The organism is Paludisphaera mucosa (assembly GCF_029589435.1).
Lineage (GTDB): Bacteria > Planctomycetota > Planctomycetia > Isosphaerales > Isosphaeraceae > Paludisphaera > Paludisphaera mucosa.
Window position 1 is genome coordinate 255,900 of the sequence record NZ_JARRAG010000001.1, and the last position, 25,035, is coordinate 280,934.

20 protein-coding genes are annotated in these 25,035 nt (G+C 71.5%); 9 read left to right on the forward strand and 11 right to left on the reverse strand.

Going from position 1 to position 25,035, the window contains the following annotated elements:
- Positions 1-16: 16 nt before the first annotated feature.
- Positions 17-784: a tRNA (guanine(46)-N(7))-methyltransferase TrmB gene (gene trmB / locus PZE19_RS01085; RefSeq protein ID WP_277858733.1), complete on the reverse strand. Its 768-nt coding sequence runs from the start codon at positions 782-784 to the stop codon at positions 17-19.
- Between the two features lie 110 nt (positions 785-894).
- Complete coding sequence (locus tag PZE19_RS01090; protein WP_277858734.1) at positions 895-2,775, reverse strand: choice-of-anchor Q domain-containing protein; 1,881 nt, start codon at positions 2,773-2,775, stop codon at positions 895-897.
- 100 nt (positions 2,776-2,875) lie between these two features.
- Between PZE19_RS01090 and PZE19_RS01095 the strand changes: the two genes are divergently transcribed.
- Positions 2,876-4,294, forward strand: coding sequence for an IS4 family transposase (locus PZE19_RS01095; RefSeq protein WP_277858735.1), 1,419 nt, complete (start codon positions 2,876-2,878; stop codon positions 4,292-4,294).
- Here PZE19_RS01095 and PZE19_RS01100 read toward each other — a convergent pair.
- Complete coding sequence (locus PZE19_RS01100) at positions 4,291-5,745, reverse strand: choice-of-anchor Q domain-containing protein (RefSeq protein WP_277858736.1); 1,455 nt, start codon at positions 5,743-5,745, stop codon at positions 4,291-4,293. The genes PZE19_RS01095 and PZE19_RS01100 overlap by 4 nt on opposite strands.
- 573 nt (positions 5,746-6,318) lie before the next feature.
- Between PZE19_RS01100 and PZE19_RS01105 the strand changes: the two genes are divergently transcribed.
- The gene (locus PZE19_RS01105) at positions 6,319-7,155 is read left to right on the forward strand and encodes a hypothetical protein (RefSeq protein ID WP_277858737.1); all 837 of its coding nucleotides are present in this window, start codon (positions 6,319-6,321) and stop codon (positions 7,153-7,155) included.
- A 27-nt stretch (positions 7,156-7,182) separates the two neighbouring features.
- On the opposite strand, the gene PZE19_RS01110 is transcribed toward PZE19_RS01105, so the two are convergent.
- Genes PZE19_RS01110 through PZE19_RS01120 form a run of 3 tightly spaced genes read right to left on the reverse strand, consistent with a single transcriptional unit; the run spans position 7,183 to position 10,198 of the window.
- Complete coding sequence (locus PZE19_RS01110) at positions 7,183-8,292, reverse strand: type III polyketide synthase (protein WP_277858738.1); 1,110 nt, start codon at positions 8,290-8,292, stop codon at positions 7,183-7,185.
- Positions 8,293-8,348: 56 nt separating this feature from the next.
- The gene (locus tag PZE19_RS01115) at positions 8,349-9,476 is read right to left on the reverse strand and encodes an NAD(P)/FAD-dependent oxidoreductase (protein ID WP_277858739.1); all 1,128 of its coding nucleotides are present in this window, start codon (positions 9,474-9,476) and stop codon (positions 8,349-8,351) included.
- Positions 9,473-10,198, reverse strand: a complete 726-nt coding sequence (locus PZE19_RS01120) for a methyltransferase domain-containing protein (RefSeq protein WP_277858740.1) — start codon at positions 10,196-10,198, stop codon at positions 9,473-9,475. The genes PZE19_RS01115 and PZE19_RS01120 overlap by 4 nt, the downstream gene beginning before the upstream one ends.
- 793 nt (positions 10,199-10,991) lie before the next feature.
- Between PZE19_RS01120 and PZE19_RS01125 the strand changes: the two genes are divergently transcribed.
- Positions 10,992-11,489 carry a BON domain-containing protein gene (locus PZE19_RS01125; RefSeq protein WP_277858741.1) on the forward strand — a complete coding sequence of 166 codons (498 nt, stop codon included), beginning with the start codon at positions 10,992-10,994 and terminating at the stop codon, positions 11,487-11,489.
- A gap of 287 nt (positions 11,490-11,776) precedes the next feature.
- On the opposite strand, the gene PZE19_RS01130 is transcribed toward PZE19_RS01125, so the two are convergent.
- Complete coding sequence (locus PZE19_RS01130; protein WP_277858742.1) at positions 11,777-14,041, reverse strand: SPFH domain-containing protein; 2,265 nt, start codon at positions 14,039-14,041, stop codon at positions 11,777-11,779.
- A gap of 326 nt (positions 14,042-14,367) precedes the next feature.
- Here PZE19_RS01130 and rsmH point away from each other — a divergent pair, with 326 nt between their 5' ends.
- The 3 genes from rsmH (at position 14,368) to PZE19_RS01145 (ending at position 16,742) form a co-directional block, all read left to right on the forward strand.
- Entirely contained in the window at positions 14,368-15,420 is a 1,053-nt protein-coding gene (gene rsmH / locus PZE19_RS01135; protein WP_277858743.1) for a 16S rRNA (cytosine(1402)-N(4))-methyltransferase RsmH, read from the forward strand.
- 19 nt (positions 15,421-15,439) lie between these two features.
- Positions 15,440-15,877 (forward strand): DoxX family protein, encoded by a 438-nt coding sequence (locus PZE19_RS01140; protein WP_277858744.1) that lies wholly within the window; start codon positions 15,440-15,442, stop codon positions 15,875-15,877.
- Positions 15,878-16,037: 160 nt separating this feature from the next.
- Complete coding sequence (locus PZE19_RS01145) at positions 16,038-16,742, forward strand: GDSL-type esterase/lipase family protein (RefSeq protein WP_277858745.1); 705 nt, start codon at positions 16,038-16,040, stop codon at positions 16,740-16,742.
- Positions 16,743-16,767: 25 nt separating this feature from the next.
- On the opposite strand, the gene PZE19_RS01150 is transcribed toward PZE19_RS01145, so the two are convergent.
- Complete coding sequence (locus tag PZE19_RS01150) at positions 16,768-17,556, reverse strand: transglutaminase-like domain-containing protein (protein ID WP_277858746.1); 789 nt, start codon at positions 17,554-17,556, stop codon at positions 16,768-16,770.
- Positions 17,557-17,665: 109 nt separating this feature from the next.
- Entirely contained in the window at positions 17,666-18,679 is a 1,014-nt protein-coding gene (locus tag PZE19_RS01155) for a Gfo/Idh/MocA family protein (protein WP_277858747.1), read from the reverse strand.
- Positions 18,680-18,948: 269 nt separating this feature from the next.
- Here PZE19_RS01155 and PZE19_RS01160 point away from each other — a divergent pair, with 269 nt between their 5' ends.
- From PZE19_RS01160 to PZE19_RS01170, 3 genes are all read left to right on the forward strand, one after another.
- A complete protein-coding gene (locus tag PZE19_RS01160; protein WP_277858748.1) occupies positions 18,949-20,322 on the forward strand; it encodes a DUF4832 domain-containing protein in 1,374 nt (457 codons plus the stop codon).
- A 210-nt stretch (positions 20,323-20,532) separates the two neighbouring features.
- Positions 20,533-21,624: a hypothetical protein gene (locus PZE19_RS01165; protein ID WP_277858749.1), complete on the forward strand. Its 1,092-nt coding sequence runs from the start codon at positions 20,533-20,535 to the stop codon at positions 21,622-21,624.
- A gap of 28 nt (positions 21,625-21,652) precedes the next feature.
- A complete protein-coding gene (locus PZE19_RS01170; protein ID WP_277858750.1) occupies positions 21,653-22,849 on the forward strand; it encodes a hypothetical protein in 1,197 nt (398 codons plus the stop codon).
- Here the strand turns inward: PZE19_RS01170 and PZE19_RS01175 are convergent.
- Positions 22,812-23,813 carry a prenyltransferase/squalene oxidase repeat-containing protein gene (locus PZE19_RS01175; protein WP_277858751.1) on the reverse strand — a complete coding sequence of 334 codons (1,002 nt, stop codon included), beginning with the start codon at positions 23,811-23,813 and terminating at the stop codon, positions 22,812-22,814. The two genes, PZE19_RS01170 and PZE19_RS01175, sit on opposite strands and share 38 nt — an antisense overlap.
- A 217-nt stretch (positions 23,814-24,030) precedes the next feature.
- Entirely contained in the window at positions 24,031-24,843 is an 813-nt protein-coding gene (locus PZE19_RS01180; protein WP_277858752.1) for a methyltransferase domain-containing protein, read from the reverse strand.
- Positions 24,844-25,035: the final 192 nt, after the last annotated feature.

The window sequence follows — 25,035 nt, forward strand, 5'->3', positions numbered from 1 at the left end:
CCGACGGGCCCGCCGATCAGGGGGATTCCCGCTCCAAACCGTCGAGGTCGCACCAGGGGCCGCGGCTCTGGAAGGTGGGGCGGGGGAGGCTGCGGGCGAGTTCCAGGGCCCCGGCCGGGTCGATCCCGTCGCGACGCCGGCCGACCCCCCGGTAGATCCTCAGCCCGCGCTGGAGGGCGATGATCTCGCGGCGGGTGCGGCCCTCGGGGCTCTCGGGCCAGGGCTCGAGATGCTCTTCGAAGGCGAAGAAGTGGGGGAGCAGCCGCGTCATGTAAGCCCAGTAGTCCGGGTTGTCGGTCTGGACGACGAACCGGCCGCCAGGCTTGAGCGTGCGGTGGACGTCGGCCGTGAACAGCGGGGTGACGAGTCGCCGGTGGGCCTGGCGGGCGTCGTGGTAGGGCTGGGGATGGTAGAGGTGGACCTCGTCCGCCGCCGCGTCGCCGACGTATCGCGACAGGAAGGTCTCGGCGTCCTTGACCGCGAACCGGAGGTTGGAAAGCCCGCGCTGGTTGCCGCGGCGGGTGGCATAGCGGATCACCACGGGGAGGACGTCGATCGCGAAGTGGTCGACGTCGGGCCGGGCGAGGGCGGCGATCAGGCTGGACCGGCCGTTGCCGCAGCCCAGGTCGAGGACCAGCGGAGCCTCGCGGCCGAAGATCGCGGCGAAGTCGAGCGGCCCCGCCTCGGGGAGCCTCTTGACCGCCGTGCGCGCCCACTGCTCCTGGGGCAGGATCCGCCCGGGGATGGGGACTCCGAACTCGTGCTCGACCTCGTCCGGCTGCATCGCGACCGCCCTCGACGCGCCGGGCTCGGGAGCCGCGACCCCGCAGCTCCTCGCCCGACGCGCTTAGTGTAACCGAAGGAAGCCGTCGCGGTCCCCACCGGGCGGGTCGATCAGGGGGCGTTGCGGGCGGCCCGACCCCAGGCGGCGGGCCGGCGGGCCAGGGCGAGGCGCTCGGGGGAGGCCCAGACCCGGCGGGCGACCGCCTGGGTCGTCACGCCGGCGTCCAGCCGGCCCAGCCAGGCCCGCAGGCCGGCGGGCTCCGCGGCCCGGCCCAGGGCGTCGCGATACAGCTTCGTCACGAAGGCCACGCGGCGCCGCGCCAGCCGGCCCGCCGGCTGGGCGACGACGAGCGTCCCGTGGACGAACGTCACCGCGTAGTCGGGCGACGCCGCCCCGGAGGCGACCATCGGATAGGCCCCCGGCGGGCTGTAGGCCTCGGCGGCCGTGGTCAAGGTCACGGGATGGGCCAGGCTCGCCGGGCCGTCGCCGTCGACGAACCCGACGTACGAGGCCGTCGTCGGCGGCGGCTCGGCCCCGAAGGGGACCGCCCGGTCGTCGGCGACGACGGTCAGCGGCCCGGGCAGGACGGTCAGGGATGAGGCCCCGTCGACGGCGGCGAAGTCGCCGGAGCCGGCGTAGCGGTAGGCGACGAGATACCGCGAGGACGAGACGTGCAGCGCGGAGGTCGTGAAGACCGAGGCGAACGCGCCGGTGGCCGGGTCGATCGCCGCCAGGTGCGTCGCGCCGCCCAGCGTGATCGCCACCTCGCCCGCGGGGATCAGCCCGCCGGCGGCGATGCGGCCGGAGAGGACGGTCGCGGCGGTCGCGTAGACGATCGTCGGCGCCGCCAGCGCTTCGAAGGCGGGCGTCCGGGCCTCGGCCTCGTAAGCGCCGATATCTGGCGCGGCGCCCTTGGGTCGAGTCACGCCGCGCTGGTCGACGGCCACACCGGTGACGGCGGCCCCTGCGTCGACGGCCGGGCTGCCGGGGAGCAGGGCCATCGTCCAGGTCGGCCCGCCGTTGTCGGCCAGCGGGCCCAGCAGTGGGTCGGCGCCGATGAGGTCGGTCGCGTCGAGGGCGACGGCGGGGGCGTCAGTGAACAGGTTGCGGCCCAGCGAACGGAAGGTACCACCTTCGGCGACGGCGATGTTCCCGACGTCCTCCGCCCCGAAGCCCCCTAGGTAAAATTCCGGGGAGCTGGTGGGGTTGGAGAAGATGCTGCCGATCGAGCTGATCTGGGAACTGGAGTAGCCCGTGGTCGCGATACCGCTGCCGACGCCGGCGACGTTGTGGGCGAGGGTAGTGTCGGCGACAGACAGGACCCCGGAGTTGTAAATCCCCCCGCCCGCGCTCAGCCGCCAGGGGATTCGATTATCGCTGATCGTGGAGTTCAAGATCGTCATCGCGCCGGCGTTGTAGACCCCGCCGCCGTCGCCGCCGTAGTATGTGGCCCTATTTATGAAGGCGCCCTCGACCCGATTGCCGCTGATCGTCGTGCGTTCGATCGTCATCGCGCCCGAGTTGTACACCGCCCCGCCGGCGCCCGGTTCGCCGATGAAGGGCTGCCCGGTGATCGGATCGAAGCCGACGTTCGGCGTGGACGCCGTGTTGCCGACGAGACTGCATTCGACGAGGTCCAGACTTCCGGCGTTGTTGATCGCGCCGCCCCGGCGGCCACTCCCGCCGGTGATCGTGAGGCCGGAGATGGAGGCCGTCGCGCCGGCTGTCACCTGGAAGACGAGGCCGGAGGATCCCCGGATCGTCGTCAGGGCGGCCCCGGGGCCCTCGATCGCGATCGGCCCGGCCGTCCCGGTCAGCTGCAAGGTGGCCGTCAGGACGATCGTCTGGGGCGTGGAGAAGACGGCGGGGTCGAATCGGATCCGGCTCCCCAGGGGGCTGGGGTCGGCGTCGGCCAGGGCGACGACGTAGGCGAGGTCTCCCTCGGGCCCCAGCCCCGCCCCGGAGCCGCCGGTCCGGTCCACGAATGGCACTTAGATTTTCACAAACGGTTCCCCCGCCGCAGGATAGGAAGCCACGGGCATTCTGGCTCTGATGAGGGCGTACAACCCTCACCGGCTCGGAGCCAGATTGATGTTCAACTACGCGCAGGGACGTCTTCGGCATCAGATCGACCTCCTCCGCCAACAGTTCGTCCAGGAAGGCGGACTCCCCTTCGCCGACGTCCTATCCGCCAGCGGCCTCGAGGAGGCCCTCCGTGAGATCGAGGCGACCTGGAATGACCGCATCTACGCCCCGTTGGTAACCCTCTGGGTGTTCATCGGACAGGTGCTCAACGCCGACCAGTCCTGCCGCGCCGCCGTCGCGCGGCTGATCGCCCACCGGGTCTCACAGGGGCTCGAGCCGTGCAGCTCCGAGACGGGGGCGTATTGCCAGGCGCGGAAGCGCCTGCCCGAGCGGTTCTTCGCCGCCGTGGCCCGCCTCGTGGGGCGGAACCTGGACGCGCGAGTCGACCCGCAGTGGCTTTGGAAGGGCCGCCGCGTCTGCCTGTTCGACGGCTCGACGGTCTCCATGCCCGACACCCCGGAGAACCGCCGGGAATACCCTCTGGCCTACAACCAAGTGCCCGGGACGAGCTTCGCCCCCGCCCGGATCGGGGCGATCATCTCGCTGTCCTGCGGCGCGATCCTCGACCTGGGCGTCTGCCGCTACGCCGGCAAGGGCCAGGGCGAGGTCAGCCTGCTGCGCCAGCTGTGGGACGTGCTCCGCCCCGGCGACGTGCTGCTGGGCGACCGCCTGATGTCGGGCTGGGTCGGAATGTACCTGCTCAAGCAACGCGGGGTCGACACCGTCAGCCGCCTGTCGGCGCACCGCCGGGCCGACTTCCGCAAGGGGACCCGCCTGGGCAAGGACGATCACGTGGTCGTGTGGAAGAAGCCGTCGTCGATCCGCTCGGTGGACCGGGCGACGTACAACGCGCTGCCCGAGGCGATCACCGTCCGCGAGGTTCGCTTCCGCGTAGTGCAGCCCGGGTTCCGGACGCGGTCGGTCGTCGTCGTGACGACCATCCTGGACCCCGGGCTGGCGAGTGCGGAGGAGCTGGCTTCGCTCTACCGGGCCAGGTGGAACAACGAGTTGGATTTGCGTTCGATCAAAATCACCTTGCAGATGGATGTTTTGCGGTGCAAGACGCCGGAGCTGGTGCGCAAGGAGATCTGGGCCCACGTCCTGGCGTACAACCTGATCCGCACGGTGATGGCACAGGCGGCGACCATCGAAAATGTGGAACCTCGCTCGATCAGCTTCAAAGCGACGCTCCAGGTTCTCGAAGCGTTCCGGCCGCTGATCGCCTACCGGGCGCACAGCGGTGCGGACGACCAAGAGGAACTCTACGAGCAACTGCTCGGGGCCATCGCCGTGCATCGCGTGGCCGACCGGCCCGACCGGTTCGAGCCCCGCATGACCAGGAAGGGGCCGAGAGGGTATGAGGAATTGAAGCGGCCGCGAAGGGAGATCAAACTCCATATGCTCAAACGAGCTAGCAAAATCTAAGTGCCATTCGTCCGGTCCACCGTGTAGACCGTCGGGGTGGCGGAGGCGTCGAGCACCGTGAGCGCGGCCGAAGCGGCCGCCGGCGCGAAGGCGGCGTCGCCGTCGTACCGGAACGCCACCGAGTAGGGCGAGGATGAGGGGGACAGCCCGAGGGTCGTGAAGACCGAGGCGAACGCGCCACTGGCGGTGTCGATCGGCGCCTGCCGGGTGACGCCGTCGAGCGTGATCGCGACCCGCCCGGTGGGGATCCGACCGTCGACCTCGATGCGGCCGGAGAGGGTCGTCGCGGCGGTGCCGTAGACGATCGTCGGCGCGGCCGGGGACACAAACGCGGTCGCCGCGAACTGGGCCTCGACGGCGCCGACGTCCGGCGCGGCGCCCTGGGGTCGAATCACGCCGCGCTGGTCGGCCGTCACGCCGGCGACGGCGACGCCGGCGTCGATCGCCGGGCTGCCGGGCAGCAGGGCCATGGTCCAGGTCGGCCCGCCGTTGTCGGCCAAGGGCCCCAGCAGGGGGGCGACGCCGACGAGGTCGGTCGGGTCGAGGACCATGGCGGGGACGTCGGAAAAGAGGTTGTGGCCCAGGGAGTCGAGCCCGCCCTGGAGGTTCCCGCCGTCGGCGTTGCGGAAAAGGCTCTGATTCGAGACGGTCCGGGCTCCGGGACCGCCGGCCGTCGCGACGCCGCCGCCGTGCACGGCGGAGTTGTCGGCGGCCGTCACGTAGGTGAGGGACAGGACGCCGGAGTTGAAGACGCCGCCGCCGGAGCCATCGGACGAGTTGCAGCGGTTGCCGGCGATCGTCGAGTCGACGATCGACATCGTCCCCGAATTGTAGACGCCCCCACCCGACGCAGAACTCAGGACGGTGATGTTTAGCCAACTTTCCGGGAACTTGTCGGCCGAGTTGTTGCAGATCGTGGAGTCGACGATCGACATGGTGCCCGAGTTGTAAACCCCCCCGCCCTCACCCTCATACGACGTCCCCGCTCTGGGGAAGAAGGGGATAGGAATGAAAATCGCGGCGGCGGTGTTATCGCTGATGCTGCAGCGGCTGAGCTGCAGGCTCCCGGCGTTGTTGATCGCGCCGCCCAAGTGGCCGCTCCCGCCGGTGATCGTGAGGCCGGAGATGGAGGCCGTCGCGCCGGCCGCGACCTGGAAGACGAGGCCGGAGGACCCCCGGATCGTCGTCAGGGCGGCCCCGGGGCCCTCGATCGCGATCGGCCCGGCCGTCCCGGTCAGCTGCAAGGTGGCCGTCAGGACGATCGTCTGGGGCGTGGAGAAGACGGCCGGGTCGAAGTGGATGACGCTGCCGTCCGGGTCGACGTCGGCGTTGGCGCGGTCGACGACGTAGACCAGGTCGCCCGCGGCTCCGGAGCCGGTGCCGTCGGCGCTCGTGAGGTTGACCAGGTAGGCCGTGGGATCCCCGGCGAGGAGGGTGCGGGCTTCGAGCATCTCCAGGGCGAAAGGGCGACGGGCCGAGCGCGATCGGCTTCGAGCGACTCGAGATCTCGATCGCGGATCCATGGGGGAGAGGATGCGTGACATTGCGGAGACCCCTCTGTCGGTGAGGGCGGCAAGTGTCCCGTCTTCGGGTCAGGCGGCGGCATTCGCTGCCGGGGGGCGGATGATCGACGGTTCGTCGGGTCGCTGACGGTCCGGGCCGTGACTTTGCGGGGCGGGGCGGGGCCCATCGCGACGGCTCCGTCGCGGTAGGCCGCAGGCGTGCTGGATCGCGCGGGCGAGGCGTGGCCGGCCGGGACGGCATCCCACTAAACGTCATCGACCAAGCCGGATCCTCGCAAATCCTCACCTGGAAACAAGTGTGGATCTAGGATATTTTGACACGTCCCGGCCGTCTCAAGTCGAGTTTCTCGGTCGTCCGAGTCTTCAGGCCGCGGCGGGTCGCGCGATTTTCGCGATTTTTTGCGGTCGGGGTCCTAGGGTTCTAGAGATCTCCGACGCGTCGGACGTCCAGCTTCGCTCGTGCAGCATATCCACCCAGGCCCTCGACCCGGGAACCATAAGATGAGCAATCTACGTCATGTCCGCAAGGCCCGCATCACGGTCGAATCGCTGGAAGGTCGCCAGTTGCTGAGCGGCCTGGATCAGGCCATCATGCAAGCCGTGGGCTCGGTCGCGGCCCAGGTGCAGAAGGCCGTCGCGTCGAAGGCGGTCGCCACGAACCCGGCGGCGGCCTCGGCGATCGTGAGCGCGCTCGGGGGCGGGGTCGGCAGCGAGTGGGCGAACCTGATCCGCCGCCAGGTCCGCAATCCCCAGTCGGTCGTCCGCCAGTTCATCGCCGGGCAGACCACCTACTCGACGACGGGCATCACCTTCCGGACGCCCCACGAGCAGTCGCTGTTCACGGGCCGGCCGTACGACCAGCTCTTGCCGCTGGCCGCGGGCGGGGCCGTCTTCAAGAACAACGTGATGGAGTTCGCCACGATCCTCCGCGGCGAGTTCCGCGACCCGGACACGTCGTACTACGTCTTCGGCGTCGACCGCGGCGCGGGGGGCTCGCTCGGCCCGAGGTTCGCCGCCCGGCCCGGCATCACGCCCGACGCCCTCGTGACGATCACCGTCGGCCCTTATGGATCGTCGGCGACCGGCGAGATCCGCGACCTGACCGACGGCTCGGTCCAGTCGATCGACGCGTCGCGGATCGTGATCCGGGGGGCGACGCTCCGCGTCTTCCTGGATACGTCCCAGTTCCCCTCGCGCGGGGCCGCGTTGAACCGCTACCGGTTCGCCATGTGGACGCAGACCCAGCCGGGGACCGACATCGCCGACGTCGCCAGCTTCGCGCCCGATACGTCGATGATCCCGATCGCCGTCCTCCGCACCGTCGCCGCCCGTCGCTGAGCGACGGAGGGCGTCCGGGACGGAGGCTCAGACGAAGAGGGCGGCCTCGGCCGCGAGGCCGGGGCCGAACCCCAGGGCGACGCAGGGCCGCGGCGCGACGCGACGCATCATCTCGTCGAGGATGAACAGCACGGTGGCCGACGACATGTTGCCGTGATTGAGGAGGACCGATCGCGAGGCGTCGGTGGCCCCGGGGGTCAGCCCGAGCGCCTCCTCCACGGAGGTCAGCACCCGGGGGCCGCCGGGGTGGACGGCCCACGAGGCGACGTCGCCGACGGCGAGGTCGAACCGCCCCAGCCACGACTCCAGCCAGGGCCGGATGTTCTGCTGGATCAGGCCCGGCACGCGCGTCGAGAGGACCATCTCGAAGCCGTGGTCGCGGACCATCCACGACATCGCCTGCTCGGAGTTCGGGAACAGGCAGGCGCCGTTCGCGGCCAGCCGCCAGGCGTCCCGATCGGCCTCGCCCTCGGGGGCGGCGGCCAGCACGACGGCCCCGGCGCCGTCGGCGAAGAGGGCGTTGCCCACCATCCGCTTGGGGTTCCAACCGTACGAGTAGTGGAGGCTGCACAGCTCGACCGAGGAGAGCAGCACGCGAGCGTCGGGCTCGGCGGCGATCAGCCCGCGGGCCACGCGCAGGCCGTTCAGGGAGCCGTGGCAGCCCATGAAGCCGACGTGCGTGCGCTCGACCGTCGCCGCCAGCCCCAGCCCCTTCATCAGCCCGAGGTCCACCCCCGGCGCGGCGAGCCCGGTGCACGAGACGGTCACGAGGTGCGTGATCGACCCGGGGGCGACGCCCGACCGTTCGAGGGCGATCCGGCTCGACTCCAGCGCCAGCGGGAGGGCCTCGGCCTCGAACCGCACCATCCGCTCGGCCGTCGAGGGGCCCGGGTCGTCGCTCCCCTTGCGGACGAACGGGGTGTCGTACTCGCCCTCGCCGTAGACGATGCGGCGGAACTCTTCGGCCTTGTAGACGACCTGGCGGCTCTCGATGCCCGACTGGCGGTAGAGGCTCTGGAGCACCTCGCCGTGGTCGTCGTCCTCGGCGCACAGGGTCCGCGCGGCGTCGACCGACTCGGAGCGGGTGATGTTCAGGGAAGGCGTCGCCGTCCCGACGCCGAGGAGTTCGATTCGCATGATGATGACGTCCCCGGGTTGTTGCTTGAGGCCGACGCTCGAGGCGCGGCGACGGGTCAGGAAGCCTTGTGGATGATCGAGAGGAACGGCCGGGCCAGCGACGGGCGGAAGGCCAGGACGCCGACCAGCGACCGCGTCATCCAGGGGGTGCGCAAGATCCGCCCGGCGGCCCGGCACACGAGCTGGCGACGGCCGACGGCCTTTCGGTGGGCGAGCGCCCAGCGCCCCGCCGGGTCGATCTCGACGCCGGCCAGGGCTTCGGCCAGGGTCGCGGCGAGCGCCTCGCCCCCCGCGAGGGCCCAGGCCATGCCTTCCCCCGTGAAGGGCTCGACGTAGCCGGCCGAGTCCCCCACCCGGTACACGCCCCCCTCGACGAGCCGGCCGGGCGATCGCGTGAGCGGCGAGGTCCCCTTCCAGCGCAGGGCGGCGACGCCCGGGACCGGCGGCAGGCCGGCCCCCGCGAGGATCGACCCGGCCAGCCGGCCGAGGCCCCCGGCCTCGCGGACGGCGTCGGGATCGAACGCGGCGGCGAGGTCGAGCCGGCCGTCTTCCAGGACGACCAGGCCGACGTACCCGCCGTCCCCGCAGCTCATGTGGATCCGCCCCGGCTCGTAGCCCTCGGGCGCGGCCGGCGCGATCGCCCCCGCGCCGATCTTGGCGTTCGGCGACCGCGATTCGCGCGCCTCGGCGGGGAAGAGGCCGTCGGTCAGGCCCGTCGACGAGACCACGAATCGCCCCCGCACGTCGAATGAGCGCTCGCCTTGCTGGAGCCGGACGGCGACGGCGTCGGCGGAGGAATCGGCCCGGAGTGCGGCGGTGGTCGCCGGCAGGAACTCGACGCCGGTCGCGACCGCCGCGGCGATGAGCGCGGCGTCGAGCGCGTCGCGCGACAGGGCGACCCCGAGCGGGCGGTCGATCGAGGCCCGACGCCCCGCCGTCGCCAGCTCCATGCCCGTCAGCGCGACGGCCTGCAAATCCGCCGTCAGGCCGCCCAGGCCGGCCCGCTCCAGCGTCGCAAGGGCGCGGGGGTTGAGGCAGCAACCGCAGACTTTCGGCCTCGGGAACCGGGAACGGTCGACGAGCAGGACCCGGGCCCCCTGGCGGGCGAGCTGCCGGGCCGTCATCGAGCCCGCGGGCCCCGCGCCGGCGACGACCACGTCGTAGTCGGCCTCGTCGACGATCATCGGGCGTCCCCCGTCAGCAGGAACCGGCAGGGCCAGCGCGGCGAGACCTCGGGATCCGTCCAGCCGGCCTTCAGCGCGAGGTCGCGGGCCTCCTCGCACGTGAAGGCGCCTTCCACCGACAACGGGCCGTCGACGTGCGCCACCGAGGACCGGGACAGGATCCGGATCCCCGCATACGCCAGCAGCCAGCCGGCGCGGCTGCGGGCCAGGTCGTCGACCAGACCGAGGGCCCCCGACTTCCCCATCGCGGCCAGCAGGTCGACCGCCTCGGGCTCGTCGAGGTGGTGGAGGAAGAGCGAACAGGTCAGCACGTCGTAGCCCTCGGGGAGCGGCTGCGTCAGCACGTCATGGCGGAAGAAGGCGACCTCGGCGCCCGCCCGGCGCGCCTGCTCCGCGGCGTGCCCGACGGCGAACCCGCTGCGGTCGCAGCCCGAGGCCTCCAGCGTCCATCCCTCGCGTCGCGCGAGCTGGGCGAGCCGGATGGGGAGGTCGCCGCCGCCGGTCGCCAGGTCGAGCAGCCGCACGGGCCGCGACGATCCGTCCCGGCGCCGGGCGCGGCCCAGGTCGCGGATCCGCGGCCAGACGGCCCGGCTCGTCAGGCTCCACCCGTTCACGCGCCGCAGGGCGGCCAGCGCGCGGCGATGCTCGACCGGGTCGAGCCCCGGCTGATCCATCAGCTCGGGACGACGCCGCCGCACGCGGAGGTCGGGGAGGAATGTCATGAAGGTCCGAGCGTCCCTCGGGGCGAGATCGATCCCGGCCGGAAACGACGACTCGAACGCGGGCCGGGAGACCCTCGCGGTCGAGTTGCGGGGCTGATCTCGCGGCCGCGGGCGCGATCGCCCGCGAACGAACGCCGTGCCTCGCGCCCTGCCCCCCTCCGTCGCAAGACCGGCGCCGACGGGGGCCTAGCCCGGAGGGGCGCTGCCATCAGGGGATTCTAAGCCCACGGGGGAGTGCGGCGGAAGCCCCGCGCCCGGGAGGCTCGCCTCCCGACGCCGTCGCGCGCCGTCCCGCCCGGGGCCCGACGGTCGATTTCGGGCCCCGCCCGTCGGAAACAGCTTCGTTTTCGAGTATAAACAAATTCGAATTTTAAAACCCCTCGAAAAGCGAGAGGCTTCGCCTCTCGGCCCTCGACCCGGGGCTCGCCCAGGAAATCCATGCTCACGGACGTCGCGGCGATCGGCCTGGCGGCACTCGGCCTTTCGTCCCCGCGGCCCGCGGATCTGCAGGCCTGACGGACGTCACGAGAGCGGCCGATCGACCCGCGCCGCGCCAGGCCGCCCAGCCCGCACAGCGCCACGCGCCGACCTCGGGTCGGCGCCGGCCCCGGGGGTCAGGTTGGTCCGCGTACGCCGGTCGTCCTCGTCGTCCGCATCGAGTCGAGCATCGGGCCTTCCAAAGGACGGCCCCTTTCGGTCGCCGGCGCCCTGATTGCGTTCTCGTCGGGCCGCCTACTCGAGCCGTCACCCGTCTGACTCCACAAGTCCTTCGCCTCCCGCCTGGAGTCTTCCCATGGCCCGCACGCTCGCCGCCCTGATCGTCCTCTCCAGCATCTCGACCGCTCACGCCCAAGGCGTCCTCAATCGGGCCGGAGAATCACTCGACGGCGCGGGCCGCAGCATCCGCCAGGGGGTCGAGAAGGCCGTCGCCCGCGGGCAGGCGACGGCGCGCGAGCACGAAATCCACGATCGCGTCGTCGCGCGGCTCCACTCCGACAAGCGTTTCCGGAACGCCGCGATCCACGTGGAAGTGGCCGACGGTTCGGTCATCCTGAGCGGTTCCGTGGCCGACGACGCCGCGAAGGCGGGGGCGGTCGAGCTGGCGGAGAACACCTACGGCGCCGAAGCCGTCGTCGACGAACTCGTCGTGGGCAAGGAAGTGCGCGTCGGCGACGCCAGGAGGGACGTACGCGTCGTCGAGCCCAAGAAGGTGGTCCGGAACCCTGAGCCCCGGAGGATCACGCGGTCGGTCCCGACGACCTCCCAGACGACGATCACGATCAAGCCTTGATCGCAACTCGGACGATCGCTCGAATGGGGATCGGGGTTCGGACGGCGGGGCACGCGTCTCCGGCGGCTCGCCCTCTTTCCCGCATCACCGTCCGGGGCCGACGATTCTCGTGCCGATGTCGAGCCGCACCTTCATCCCGACCCTGCGGATGGAGCGGCCGAAACCGACCGCGCCGCCCGTCACGCCGCCGCCGGCCGTGGAACGCGACCGGGCGGCCCATTCGAAGCGAAGCACGCCCGCCGGGATGGGGCGGGCGTGCGGGGGGGCGTCTCGTCGCGAGGCCGGCGTCAGGTCTTGTCGACGGCCGATCCGTTGAGGACCTCGCCGACCAGGACGGCCGGCTCGCGGGGCGGGCCGGCGGCGCCGCCGTCGGCCGCCATCGCGTCCTGGATGTTCTGCATCGCCTGCTTCGAGATCGCGTCGACGAAGTCGTGCAGGCCGGCCCCGCTCGCCTGGGCGGTGCTGGTGAGGTCGAAGCCCGACTTCTCGGCGACGAGCAGGCTCATGAGCATGCCCATGAGGCCGGTGCCGACGCCCGACCCGTCGGCCGAGCCGGCGCCCGGCGAGACGAAGATGCGTTCCGGGACCAGCGGCTGCGTGCTCGCGGCCAGGTTCTGGGCGACCACCGACAGGGCGTAGAGCCGCGGGTCGGTGAACGACTCGATCTTGCGCACCAGGACCGAGGCCTCGGAGAGGCCCTCCTGGAGCAGCCGGGCGCCCTCGCCGCGGCCGGCGAGGATCTTGCGGCGGCTGTCGGCCTCGGCCCGGACGACCACCTGCTCGGCCTCCTTGCGGGCCCGCGCCAATTGGGCCTCGGCCTCGTTCTCGACGATCCGCACCTGGATCAGCGAGTTGGTCAGCGTCGTCTGCATCTCGGCCGTCGCCTGGGCCTCCTTGAGCGCCTTGAGCTTCTCGGCCGCCGCGACCTGCTTGCCGTAGGTCTCCATCTGCTCGAGCGAGAGCTGTCGCAGGCGCAACTGTTCCAGCAGGTTCTCGATCTTGCCGCCGGCCTCGGCCGTGTCGGGCTTGCCGATGAGCACGTCGACGCACTCGATGTCGAAGTTGTGGAACTTCCGGCTCAGCTCCTCCTGTGCCGAGTGCTGGATCTTGTCGCGCTCCTGGAGCAGTTCGAGCATCGTGCACTTGTGGGCCACGTCTCGGAAGTAGGCGGACAGCATCGGGTCGAGGGTCTGCGTGATCAGCTTCTTGACGTCGCCGAACCGCTGGATGACGCTCGGCGCCTTCTGGTAGTCGATGTGCACGACGACCGACAGCGGCAGCGTCGGCTCGTAGGCGTCGCGCGTCACCAGGTCGATCGACCGCAGGCTCTCGTCGTAGCGGTGCGTCTCGGTCCGGCCGGTCACCCAGTGGAGCACGAAGTTGGTGGTGGGGACCAGGATGATGTTGCCGGCGTACGTGTTGAAGGCGTACTTGCCCGGCCCCAGCGGCTTCTCCTGGACGCCGCGCTCGCCCTCGGAGACCCGCTCGCCGTGGCGGAACGACTGGCCCGACAGGTCGCTGCCGCTGCGGCCGTAATAGCTGACGATGACGCCCACGTAGCCGATGGGGACGATCGTCTTGGGGATGGCCTCGACGGTCGCGAACCAGCGGTTGATGAAGTAGGTGCCGTCGATCAGCGTCGCGTACTGGCGGCCGCGCCGGCCGCCGGCCTTGAGGAACGCCTCGGGGTCCTGGAAGTTGTTGTGGTGGTCCTTGTCGGACCGCTCGCTGCCGACCTCCGGCGCGATGATCTCGCCGGTCGAGAGCGACGGGCCGTCGTGGACCGTGACGATCCCCATGCCGTCGACGACGATGGTCTTCTCGGGGTTGAGCGGGTCGGGCGCCTCGATCGAGCCGCCGATCACCACCGGGTCGAACCCGCCCTCGTCGGCCAGCTCGCTCTGCCAGCTCATCAGGGCCTGGTACTCGTGCTGGCCGCCGACCTCCAGGCGATACACCATGTCCTCGGTGATCACGTAGTAGAGGGCCAGGTTGATCGCGTAGACGCCCTCGCGGAGGATCGACCGCTGCCGGCCGCGCTGGCCGAGCGTCGGCTCCTGATCGGGGTCGTCGGCGCGGCCCACGAGGAAGGCCCGCGCGTCCTGGAAGTTGTTGCAGTCGACGACCCGGCCCAGCGTCTGGGTCGGCGCCAGCGGCACGCCGTCCCGGGCGTAGACGTAGCCGATCTTCCCCTGCGGCACCATGACGAGGGGCAGCTTGTGGAGCCGGTACTGCCAGCGCCAGAGGCCGAAGTGGACGCCGCCTCGCAGCAGCTCGGCCTGGAAGCCGGCCTCGCCGTTCAGGGCCATGATCCGGCCCTCGCCGACCGAGCCCCGCGCGGCCCAGAGCTTCTCGACGACGGCGACCCGGTTGTTGGCGATGTAGCGCAGGCCCAGCACCTGGCAGACGGCGATCACCGCCAGGATCAGGCCGACGATCCAGAGGACGCCCGACGGGGCGTCGGGCAGGAAGGCCGCGAGCGGGGCGACGGCCGCGGCGATGAGAGGAGAGACGGACTGCGATGCCACATACACGAAGAGTGGCGAACCCACGTTGCGACTCCAGGGCGAACGCGAGCGCCGGGCCCGCCTGAAGCGGAACGACCGCGAAGCGTCGCGGCCAGGCGCAGTACGCCCGACGATCGTCGGGCCCGGCGGAGACGTTCACCTCCTCCGGATTGGACGTATGTTCGCATCGGGCGCGAAAGATTCAAGGAAATCCGCCGGCGACCCCGTGGATTGTGCACTGGGTGCGGATTCAAGGCCTGCGGCCGGGGTCGTCCGCACGCCGACGTTCCGGCGATGGACGGGCGATCGGCCCGGGAGTATCCTGAATCCCGGCCCGGTTCCGCCCTCGTCCCCCGGATCTCCCCCCGCGCATGACCGACCCCAGCCCCGAGAAGCCGAAGCGTCGGCCGCGCTATCGCGGGGCGAACCCCCGCCACTTCCACGAGAAGTACAAGGAGCACCAGCCCGAGCGTTATCCCGACGACGTGGCGAAGGTGATCTCCGGCGGCAAGACGCCCGCCGGGTCGCATCGGCCGATCATGACGGCCGAGATCCTCCGAGTCCTCGCCCCCCGGCCCGGGGACGTCGCCGTCGACTGCACGCTGGGATACGGCGGCCACGCCCGCGCCCTGCTCGCCGCCGTCCAGCCGGGCGGGCGGCTGCTCGGCCTGGACGCCGACCCGATCGAGTTCCCGAAGACCGAGGCCCGGCTCCGCGGCCTGGGCTTCCCCTCCGAGTCGATCGCCCTGCGACGCACGAACTTCGCGGCGCTGCCGCGGTTCCTCGCCGACGAGGCGCCCGCCGGGGCCGACGTGCTGCTCGCCGACCTCGGCCTCTCCTCGATGCAGATCGACGACCCCGCCCGCGGCTTCAGCTTCAAGGCCGCCGGCCCGCTCGACATGCGGATGAACCCCACGCGCGGCCGGCCGGCCTCGGCCATGCTGTCCGACCTGGGCGAGCCGGGCCTGGCCCGGATCCTCGACGAGAACGCCGACGAGCCCCAGGCCCGCGCGATCGCCGAGGCCGTCCACCGCGCCCACGCCCGCGAGCCCCTGACGACCACCCAGGCGCTCGCCGCAGTCGTCCGCGAGGCCTGCGCCCGCAAGCTCGGGCTGGCCGACGACTCCGCCGAGGACGCCGTCCGCCGCGTCTTCCAGGCCCTCCGGATCGCGGTGAACGACGAGTTCGGGGCCTTGACGGAGTTCCTCCGCACCCTGCCCGCCTGCCTGAAGCCGGGCGGCCGGGTCGCCGTTTTGACGTTCCACTCCGGCGAGGACCGTCGGGTGAAATCGGCCTTCAAGGACGGCCTGCATGCCGGCGCCTACGCCTCGATCGCCGAGGACGTCGTCCGCCCCTCCGCCGAGGAGCGGCGCGACAACCCCCGGTCGTCGTCGGCGAAGCTGCGGTTTGCGGTCCGGGTCTGAAGTTGAAGGGTGGGGTCGAATGGCCGTCGGCGCGTGGAAGATTGCGAAGGTCGTCGCGAAGACCCTTTTCGCCGCCCTGTTCATCGCGGGCGGGGTCGCGCATTTCGTCACGCCCGAGACCTACATGAAGATCATGCCGGACTACCTGCCGTACCATCGCGAGCTGGTGCTGCTCAGCGGCGTGTTCGAGGTCGCCCTGGGGGTCTTGCTGCTGATCCCGCGGACCTCGCGGCTGGCCGCCTGGGGGCTGATCGCGCTGCTGGTCGCGGTCTTCCCGGCGAACGTCGAGATGTACCGGCACGCCGAGAGATTCTCGATCCCCCCGGCGCTGCTCCTGCTGAGGCTGCCGCTGCAAGGGCTGCTGATCCTCTGGGCTTACGCCTACACGAGGCGAAGCCGCGTCGAGGGGGACCGCCCGAGGGGCGCGTCGCGGTCGACGGACGACGGAAGGAATTGACGTGGCGGCTTTATCAAACGTCGCCCCCCCGTCCGCGACCGCTCCGGCCGCCCAGGCTCTTGCGGGCCGACGGCGGCCCAGTAGGATGGAGCCGTCCCGCCCACCGGAGGCGTCACCGCTCGCCCTCATCGCAGGCGATCCCGGCCCGAGGTTTTTGATCATGAAGAAGCTGCCGACCGTCGCGATCCTCGCCCTCCTCTTCGGCCTCCCGGCCGCGGTCCCGCCGGTCTTCGGCCAGGATCGGCCGGCGAGCCGGTACGCGGCCGCGCGCGACTACACGAAGTGGGAGAAGGAGATCGCCGCCTTCGAGGAGGCCGACCGCAAGGCGCAGCCCGCCAAGGGGGGCGTGGTCTTCGTCGGCTCGTCGACGATCCGGCTGTGGAAGACGCTCGCCGAGGACTTCCCGGACCACAAGGTCGTCAATCGCGGCTTCGGCGGGTCCGAGATCGTGGATTCGACGCATTTCGCCGACCGCCTGATCTTCCCCCACGAGCCCAAGCAGATCTTCCTGCGCGCCGGGGGCAACGACATCCACGACGGCCGCCTGCCCAGGGACGTGGCGGCCGACTTCGCGGAGTTCGTCCGCGTGGTCCACGCCCGCCTGCCGCACGCCGAGATCCTCTACATCGGCCTCAGCCCGGCGCCCGCGCGCTGGGGCGAGGTGGACAAGGGCCGGGAGATGAACCGGCTGATCCGCCAGATGGCCCTGCGCATGCCGCGGGTCGGCTTCGTGACGGCCGACGAGTTCACCCTCGGCCCCGACGGCATGGCCCGCCACGAGCTGTTCGTCGAGGACCGGCTGCACCTCTCGCCGATGGGCTACAAGCTGCTCGCGGAGCGGGTCCGGCCCTACCTCACGCGCTGAGGCCGTTCGGCCGGGGCGGGCGGATTCAGCCCTCGACCTCGCGGACCTCGACGACCTGATGCAGCAGCTCGCCGCTCCCCCAGAGGGTCGTCATCGGCACGTCGGCGGCGTCGCGGCCCACGGCGATCGGCACGAGCGCGGGTCGCACGCCTTCATACGTCGCGTCGATGTTGCGCCAGGCCCCGCCCAGGTACACCTGGACGTAGCCGTGGAAGTCGGGCGGCTCCAGGCCCAGGGCGTACGCCGAGACGTAGCGGGCCGGCACGCCCAACGCCCGGCAGAAGGCGATCGTCAGGTGGGCGAAGTCGCGGCAGACGCCCACCCGCTCGGTCGCCGTGTCGAAGGCCGAGGTCAGCGAGTCGGTCGTGCCGTAGCGGTACTCGACGCGGCTGCGGACCCAGTCGGCGATCCCCAGCACCCGCTCCGCGCCCGGCTTGAGGCGTCCGAATTCGCCTTGCGCCATGCGGGCCAGCAGGTCGGACTGGCAGTAGCGGGAGGGCAGCGTGTACGACATCACCTCGGCGGGGATCTGCTGCGGCGGGTGCTCCGGGGCGTCGAGCGGGACCGACGAGTTGGGCTCCGACTCGATCGTCGCCGTGAACTCGAAGGCGAAGGTCCCCGCGGGTGCCATCAGCCGGCGCTGGACGTTGCCGTGGAAGTCCGCGCGCAGCTCGGAGAAGGTCGTCGGCGTGGTGGTGAGCCGCTCCTCCAGCAGGCGATGGCCGGCGCCTTGCAGCGGCGGCTCGACCATCAAGAGCACGAAGGACTCGGCGGGCAGGTGGTAAGAGGCGGCGGCGCGGACGGATAACAGCATGGGGAATCCCTTCCTCAATGGACGCGTCGGTCTCGGCGCCATTATGGCGAGGATGGGCGGTTCTGGGCAGGGCGGAATCGCGAGGATCCGCCGCCGGCCGAGGCGCGCGTCAGGAGCGCGCCGCCTGCCACAGGGCGTCCAGATATCTCTGCGTCTGGATCGCGGCCTCGGCGTAGGCGGCCCGTCGCGCGAGGTCCCCGGACGCGGCGATCTCGGCGAAGTGGTCGACCATCAGCACCTCCTGCGCGAAGGCCGTCGGGGTCGGGATGAACGTCACGTCCTTCCGGGTCGCCGGCCCCGTGCGGAAGGTGTAGCCGACCGGGAGGTCGGGATTCTTGTAAGCGAAGCTGTCGGCCCAGTCCAGCACGAAATCGTCCATGCCGATCACGCCGGCGGTCCCGAAGAGCGAGAGGTCCATGGCTACCGTGCCCGCGGTGTAGCCGACGTCGAACGTCGAGGCCTCGCCCCCCTCGAAGGCGATCAGGCCCGAAGCCCGCACCACGGCCCCGTTCTCGGGGTCGCGTTCCAGGACGGCCGCGGCCTTCGCGACCCGGCCCGCGGGCGCGAGGTACTCGACCACCGCCCGCATCGAATACCACCCCAGGTCGCCGAGCGCGCCCGTCGGCTCCTGATTCACGTCGAGCCGGATGTTGCCGCGATCCGGCGACGGAATATAGAACGCCGTGTGGAGCGACCGGGGCGTGCCGAGTTCCTTCGAAGCCTTTACGGCGGCCGTGCGCGGGTGGTGGACGAAGTGGGTGGCGTCCAGGAACGCGAGCCCCGCGTTCGCGGCGGCCTTCGACATCCGCGCGACCGAGGCGACGTCGGCGAACGGCTTGTCCACCAGGACGTGCTTGCCGGCCGCGATCGCCGCGAGGGCGATCGGCTCCTTCGCCGTGGTCGGGGCGGCGACGTACACGGCCTCCACGTCGTCGCGGCCGAGCAGGGCCTCGACCCCCTCGACCGCGACGGCCCCCGGCCGGCCCGCGACGAAGCCCGTCGCGTTGGCGAGGCGTCGGCTCGACACGGCCGCGAGCCGGGCCTCCCGCGATCGCGCGATCGCGTCGGCGACCACGCCGGCGATCAGGCCCGTCCCCACGATGCCGAATCCGAGTCGTGCCATTTCCGAGGCTCCTCAACCAGGACGACGAAGCGACCGGCCCGATTGTAAATGCGTCGGGGCCGCCCGGCCACGGAGTGTCGCATGCCCGCCGCGACCGGGGGGGCGGCCTGACGACTCGGTCGCGGACTTCGAAGCGACGGTTTTCGGGCGGAGAAAACTTGCCGCCGCCCGGGGCTTCGGATGATGATGGTCGGTCCCTCTCCCCGTCGCTTCGACCGACGAGAACGAACCGCCGACGTCCTTCCCGCCGATCTCGAAACGAGGTGAACATGCTCAGCCTGCCGACGCGACTCGGGATGATCGCCTGTCTCTGGCTGGGGACGCAGTCCGGCGCGGCCGAGGCCCAGGATTCCGGCGCCCCGAAGGAGGTCCGCTACAAGGAGAGTCTCGCCCCTCTCGCGAATCCGGAGCGCGGCTTCTACGCGCCCCGGATGAGCCACCGGATGGACGGACTGGAGGGGTTGCGGGCGCGGGGCGTCACGCTGCTCCTCGTCGAGATGGACCTGCGCGATTTCAAGGATCGCGAGATCAGCCCGGAGAAGCTCGACGAGCTGCATCGCGCCTTCGTCAGGGCCCGGGAGAACGGGCTGAAGGTGGTCTTCCGGGCCGCGTACGGCTTCACCGGGCGGGACTACCGGGCCGACCCCAAGGACATCGGGCGGATCCAGGGCCACATCAAACAGCTCGGGGCGGTGTTCGCGGCCGATCGCGACGTGCTCTTCGCGGTCCAGGCGGGGATGCTCGGGCCCTGGGGCGAATGGCACGGGTCGAACCACGGCGACCCCCCGTCTTTGGAGGCGCGTCGCGCGGTGCTCTTCGGCCTGCTCGAAGCGGCGCCGGCTCCGATCCCGGTGCAGGTCCGCCGCCCCATGTTCGTCCGCGACCTGTTCGCCGGCGAGCCCGAGCTGACGGCCGAGACCGCCGCGAAAGGCGGCCCGCTCGCGCGGACCGGCTGGCACGACGACGCGCTGCTGAGCCTGCCGACCGACATGGGGACCTACGCGGAGCGGGGCTGGGATCGGGAACGTGAGTTGCGCTGGTGCGAGAACCACGGCAGATACACGCCCTTCGGCGGCGAGACGGTCCCCCCCTCGGCCAAGACGCCGATCGAGCAGGTGGTCCGCGAGCTGGAGCAGCTCCACGCGACCTATCTGAACAGCGCCTATCACCGGGGGACGATCGACGGCTGGCGCAAGGCCGAACACCGCGGCGAGAACGCCTACGCCCACATCGAGCGCCGTCTCGGCTACCGGCTGGTCGCGGACAAGCTCCGCCACCCGGCGACGGTCGCGCCGGGCGGGACCCTGCGCATCGAGCTGGAGCTGAGGAACGTCGGCTTCGCGGCCCCCACGCTGCCTCGCGAGGTGGCGGTCGTGCTGAGCCGGGGCGACGTTCGATGCCGGGCCGTCGCCGACGCGGACCCCCGGCGCTGGGGGCCGGAAGGGCCGATCCGCGTGAGCGTCGACTTGCCCATTCCGACGGACGCCCCGCGCGGCCCCTGGACGCTCTCGCTGCACCTCGCGGACCCCTCGCCGAGCCTGCGGGACGACGGGCGTTTCGCCGTCCGGCTGGCCAACGACGACGTCCGCTTCATCGACTCGTCCGGCTGGAACGTCCTCGCCGAGGACGTGGAAGTCCGCTGAGAGACGTCGGAAGCGCGGCTGATCGTCACGGAAGTTGGGACCGGGGGCGCCGGATTCGTCGCTATGTGTTCCTATCGAGCCGCCGCGTCCGGCCCGCCGATCCGACGTCCAGGAGTGTCGACAAGGCCCCCCGGCCGCGATAGCCTTTTGAGAGATCCAATCTCGGGGCTCGGCACGGATAACCGACATCTAGGGAAAGAGGAGACGAAGATGCTGAGAGCCATCCGCTCTGCTGCGGCCTCGCTGGCCGCGCTCGGGATCGGCGCCGGGGCCGCCCTGGCGGGCGACCTGACCGACGGACTCAAGGCGGGCGCGCCCGAGGTCCAGTCGGCCGGCGCGCTGGCGTTCGGGCCCGACGGGGTCCTGTTCGCGGCCGACCAGGCCGGCGGGGCCCTGTTCGCCCTCGACACCGGCGACCGCGGCCCGTCGGGCGCGAAGCCGGCCCCGGTCGCCGTCGAGGGGATCGACGCCAAGGTCGCCGGGCTGCTCGGGACCACGCCGGATCAGATCCTGATCCGGGACATGGCCGTGAACCCGGCGTCGGGCAAGGCGTACCTGTCGGTCGCCCGCGGCCGAGGCCCGGACGCCCCGACGGCGATCGTCCGCGTGGACGCGAAGGGCGACGTCCAGGAGTTCGCGCTCAAGGACGTGAAGTTCGGGCGGGTCGAGCTGCCCGGCCTCGCCACGGGGCGGGGACGTCAGGACGCGATCACCGACCTCGCCTACGTCGACGGCCGCGTCTTCATCGCCGGCCTGTCGAACGAGGAGTTCTCGTCGAGCCTCCGCGCCGTCCCCTTCCCGTTCGCCGGCACCGGCCAGCAGGGCGCTCAGGTCGAGATCTACCACGGCGCGCACGGCCGGTTCGAGACGACCTCGCCGGTCCGGACGTTCGTCCCCTACGAGATCAAGGGCCAGCCCTACATCCTGGCGGCCTACACCTGCACCCCGCTCGTCAAATTCCCCGTCGCCGACCTGCAGCCCGGCGCGCGGGTGAAGGGGACGACCATCGCCGAGCTGGGCAACCGCAACAAGCCCCTCGACATGATCGTCTATCAGAAAGACGGACATGAATACTTCCTGATGGCCAACAGCAGCCGGGGCGTGATGAAGATCGCCGCCGCCGGCGCCGGCGCGCAGGAAGGCATCATCAAGCGCGTCAGCGACAAGGCGGGGCTCTCGTACGAGACCATCGACGAGCTGAAGGGCGTCGAGCAGCTCGACAAGCTCGGCGCCGAGAACGCCCTCGTCCTCGCCCGCGGCGAGGGCGGCCGCCTCGACCTCAAGACGGTGGCCCTGCCTTGATTCGAGTCCGTCGCCGGGGCCCGGCCTCATGAAAGCGATGACCCGGGCCCGGACCTTCCTGCTGTCGACCATGCCGGCGGCCTTGGCGTTCGCCCTGCCGCCGGCCCTGATTTCGGCTGCGCCGTCGGGGCTCGAAGGCGGCCCGACGGTGGCCCTCCGGCCGCTGGGGGACAAGGCCGTCGTCCACGTCGAAGGCCTGGACCCGGCGGACCTCCGCCGCCTCGCGGAGGTCGACTGGGACGTCCGCCGCTGGACGGCGCTCCTGTCGGTCTCGGTCGAAGGGCAGGGGCCCGGCCAGCCGTCAGCCCTGGGCTCGTACCGGGTCGAGGCCGGCGTCCTGCGGTTCGAGCCCCGCTTCCCCTTCGTCCCCGGCCTGCGCTACCGCGCGGTGTTCCATCCCGGCCGGCTGCCGGGCCGCGAAGACGACGGTCCGGCCGTCACGGCCGAGTTCGCCCTGCCCAGGCCCGCGGCCGTCGACCCTACGGTGGTGCGGCAAATCTATCCGAGCCGATCGACCCTGCCCGAGAACCTGCTCAAGTTCTACCTGCATTTCAGCGCCCCGATGAGCCAGGGGGACGTCTACGACTTCATCCACCTCCTCGACGCCGACGGCCAGGAGATCGAGGGGGCCTTCCTGAAGCTCGACGAGGAGCTGTGGGACCGCGAGGGGCTCCGCCTGACATTGCTCGTCGACCCCGGCCGCATCAAGCGCGACGTCGGGCCTCGCGAGGGGTTCGGGCCCGTGCTGGAGGCCGGCAAGGCCTATACGCTCGCGATCGACGCCCGGTGGCCCGACGCCGAAGGCCGGCCGCTCGACGGGCCGTACCGCAAGGCCTTCCGCACGACGGCCGCCGACGTCGACTGCCCCGACGTCCAGGCGTGGCGCATCCTCCCGCCCGCCGCCGGCTCGGTCGCGCCCCTGGTCGTCGAATCGCCCGAGCCGCTCGATCAGGCCCTGTTCAACCGCCTCCTCGTCGTGCAGGGGCCCGACGGCCGCGACCTACCCGGCCGCGCGGCCGTCACCGACGAGGAGAGGCGCTGGTCGTTCACCCCCGAACGTCCCTGGCGGGTCGGCGCCCATCAGCTCGCGATCGACGCGGCCCTCGAGGACCTCGCCGGCAACAACCTCCGCCGCCCCTTCGAGCTGGACGTGTTCGAGCCCGTCGGCCGCCGGATCGAGGCCCGCGTCATCCACCGCCCTTTCGAGGTCCGGTCGGGACCTTGACCCGCCCCTCCCTCGTGGCGAGGAGGGCCTGGAGGGCCCATCCGGTGGTCGAAAGGCGCTGGGCGTAGCTCTCGCCGTCGGGCGGCCGGGTCGTCTCGGGCCAGCTGCCGTCGGGACGCTGGGCGGCGATGAGGAAGGCGCGGCCGCGGCCGATGAGCTTCGCACGCTCGGGGAAGTCGTCGCAACGGGCGAGGGCGATCAGAACGACCGCGGCGTCGAACGGCTCGGCCGGCGCGTTGCGGAACGGGCCCCAACCGCCGCGGGACGACTCGCTCTTGAGGATCAGGTCGAGGCAACGCCGGCGCTGGGCCATCGCATCAGGGTCGTCGGCGTCGCCCAGGCCGATCAGGACGGCGGCCGCGTCGAGGACGTTCTCGGCCGGGATGCGTCGGAGCCAGCGGTCGGCCCGGTCGACGGCGGCGGCGAACCCCTTCGGATCGGCCGCGCGGAGGGATCGGCGGGCCATGACCGTCGCCAGGACAGGCCCATACGTGGCGGGCGAGCCGACGTTTCCCTGGGCGTCCACCCGCCACGACCCGTCGCCGCCCTGATCGCCGGCCACCAACTCGGCCGCGCGCACCAGCGCCGGCCGGGACTGCGAGCGCCCCGCGTCGATCGCGTCCGCCAGCGCCGCCGCGAACTGGATCCGCGCCAGCCCCATGTCGCTGAACGGCCGCTCGCCCCCGTCGTGCTCCCAGCCCTCGGGCCGCTCCAGCCAGCGGGTCGTCCCGGCGAGCGCCGCGTCCGGGACCGATTCTCCGAGCCCGACGGCCTGGTAGAGCGCGCGGGCAGCGTCGCCGTTGTTGTGGCAGGAGAAACATCGGTTCTCGACCGGCCAGCGCGGGACCTCGCGACCCAGATAGGCGATCGCGCGGGCCTCCGGCGCGGACGCCCCGCCGTCCTCGGCGGAACACGGTGTCGAGCCGAGTAGGATTAATGAAAATGTGACATGAAAACATAACAAGGCGAATCGTCCTTCTCCCCTCCGTGGGAGAAGGTGGACCGGAGGGCCGGATGAGGGGGATCCCATAGTCGGGGCCTCGGACTTCAAGGCCGGCGCGGCGTTGTGAAATGCGAGAGGCCGGCGTCGGTTGACGAGCCCCTTATCCGGCCTTCGGCCACCTTCTCCCACGAAGGGGAGAAGGACGATGTGCATCGCCCCGTTCGGATGGTTTCGACCTTCACGGCCGGACCCCGCGCACCAGGAATCCGGTGTACGAGCTGAAGAAGCGGCCCTCGCGGTCGGCGGCGCGCAGGCCTTCCGACCAGGATCGCGCTTCCTCGGGTCCGAGAGTCCCGGCCTCCGCGAGACGGTCGACGGTCGCGAAGAAGCAGTAGAGGCGGTCGGCCACGTCCAGCTCGCGGAAGACCAGGGTTCTCGGCGAGGCGACGACGTCGCGGAGGCCGGCCTGGAGGAACAGCGGGACCATGCGGCGGCCGATCCAGCCCGAGGGAAAGCGGTCGCACCAGGCGTTCAGCACCGTGCGCGTCGCCGCGCGATCGGGCGAGTCGACGGTCAGCGTCTCCCAGTCGTTGTCGTACGCGACCAGCGACCCCCCGGGCCGCAGCACGCGGGCCATCTCGCGGATCACCGGGGCCGGATCGGCGATGTGCTGCAAGACGCGGTCGATCCGGCAGGCGTCGAAGCTCGCGTCGTCGAACGGCAGGGCCGCGGCGTCGGCGACCTCGAACGACAGGCCCTCGACCGCGCCATGCCGCTTGCGGGCCGCCTCGATCATCCCCCGGCTGCCGTCGACGCCGACGACCGCGCCGTCCGGGGCGACGAGTTTCGCCAGCGCCGCGGCGTCCTCGCCGAGCCCGCAGCCGACGTCCAGCACCCGACGTCCCGGCCCGGCGCCGAGAAGCTCGTAGCTCGCGCGCTTGCACTCGGCGAAGAAGGGGATCGACTCGACGAGGTCCAGGCACCTCGAATACACCGCGAAATCCGCGGCGCCGTCCACGTCCCGAAAGCCCGAGGCCAGGTCGTCGCTCATCGATGCCGCTCCGCGATCGGATGTCCCGGCGGCCCGGCCGCCGACTTCTCCCAATGCTACAGCCGCGGGGACGTCGCCGCCACGGAGCCGCGCGGGCGGCTTGCAGGAAGGCCTCGTGATCATCAACACGCATGTCGATCCTGGAGAGACCTGGGCCGTCCCGAAGAAATGGCCCCGATCTTCCGTTTTGAC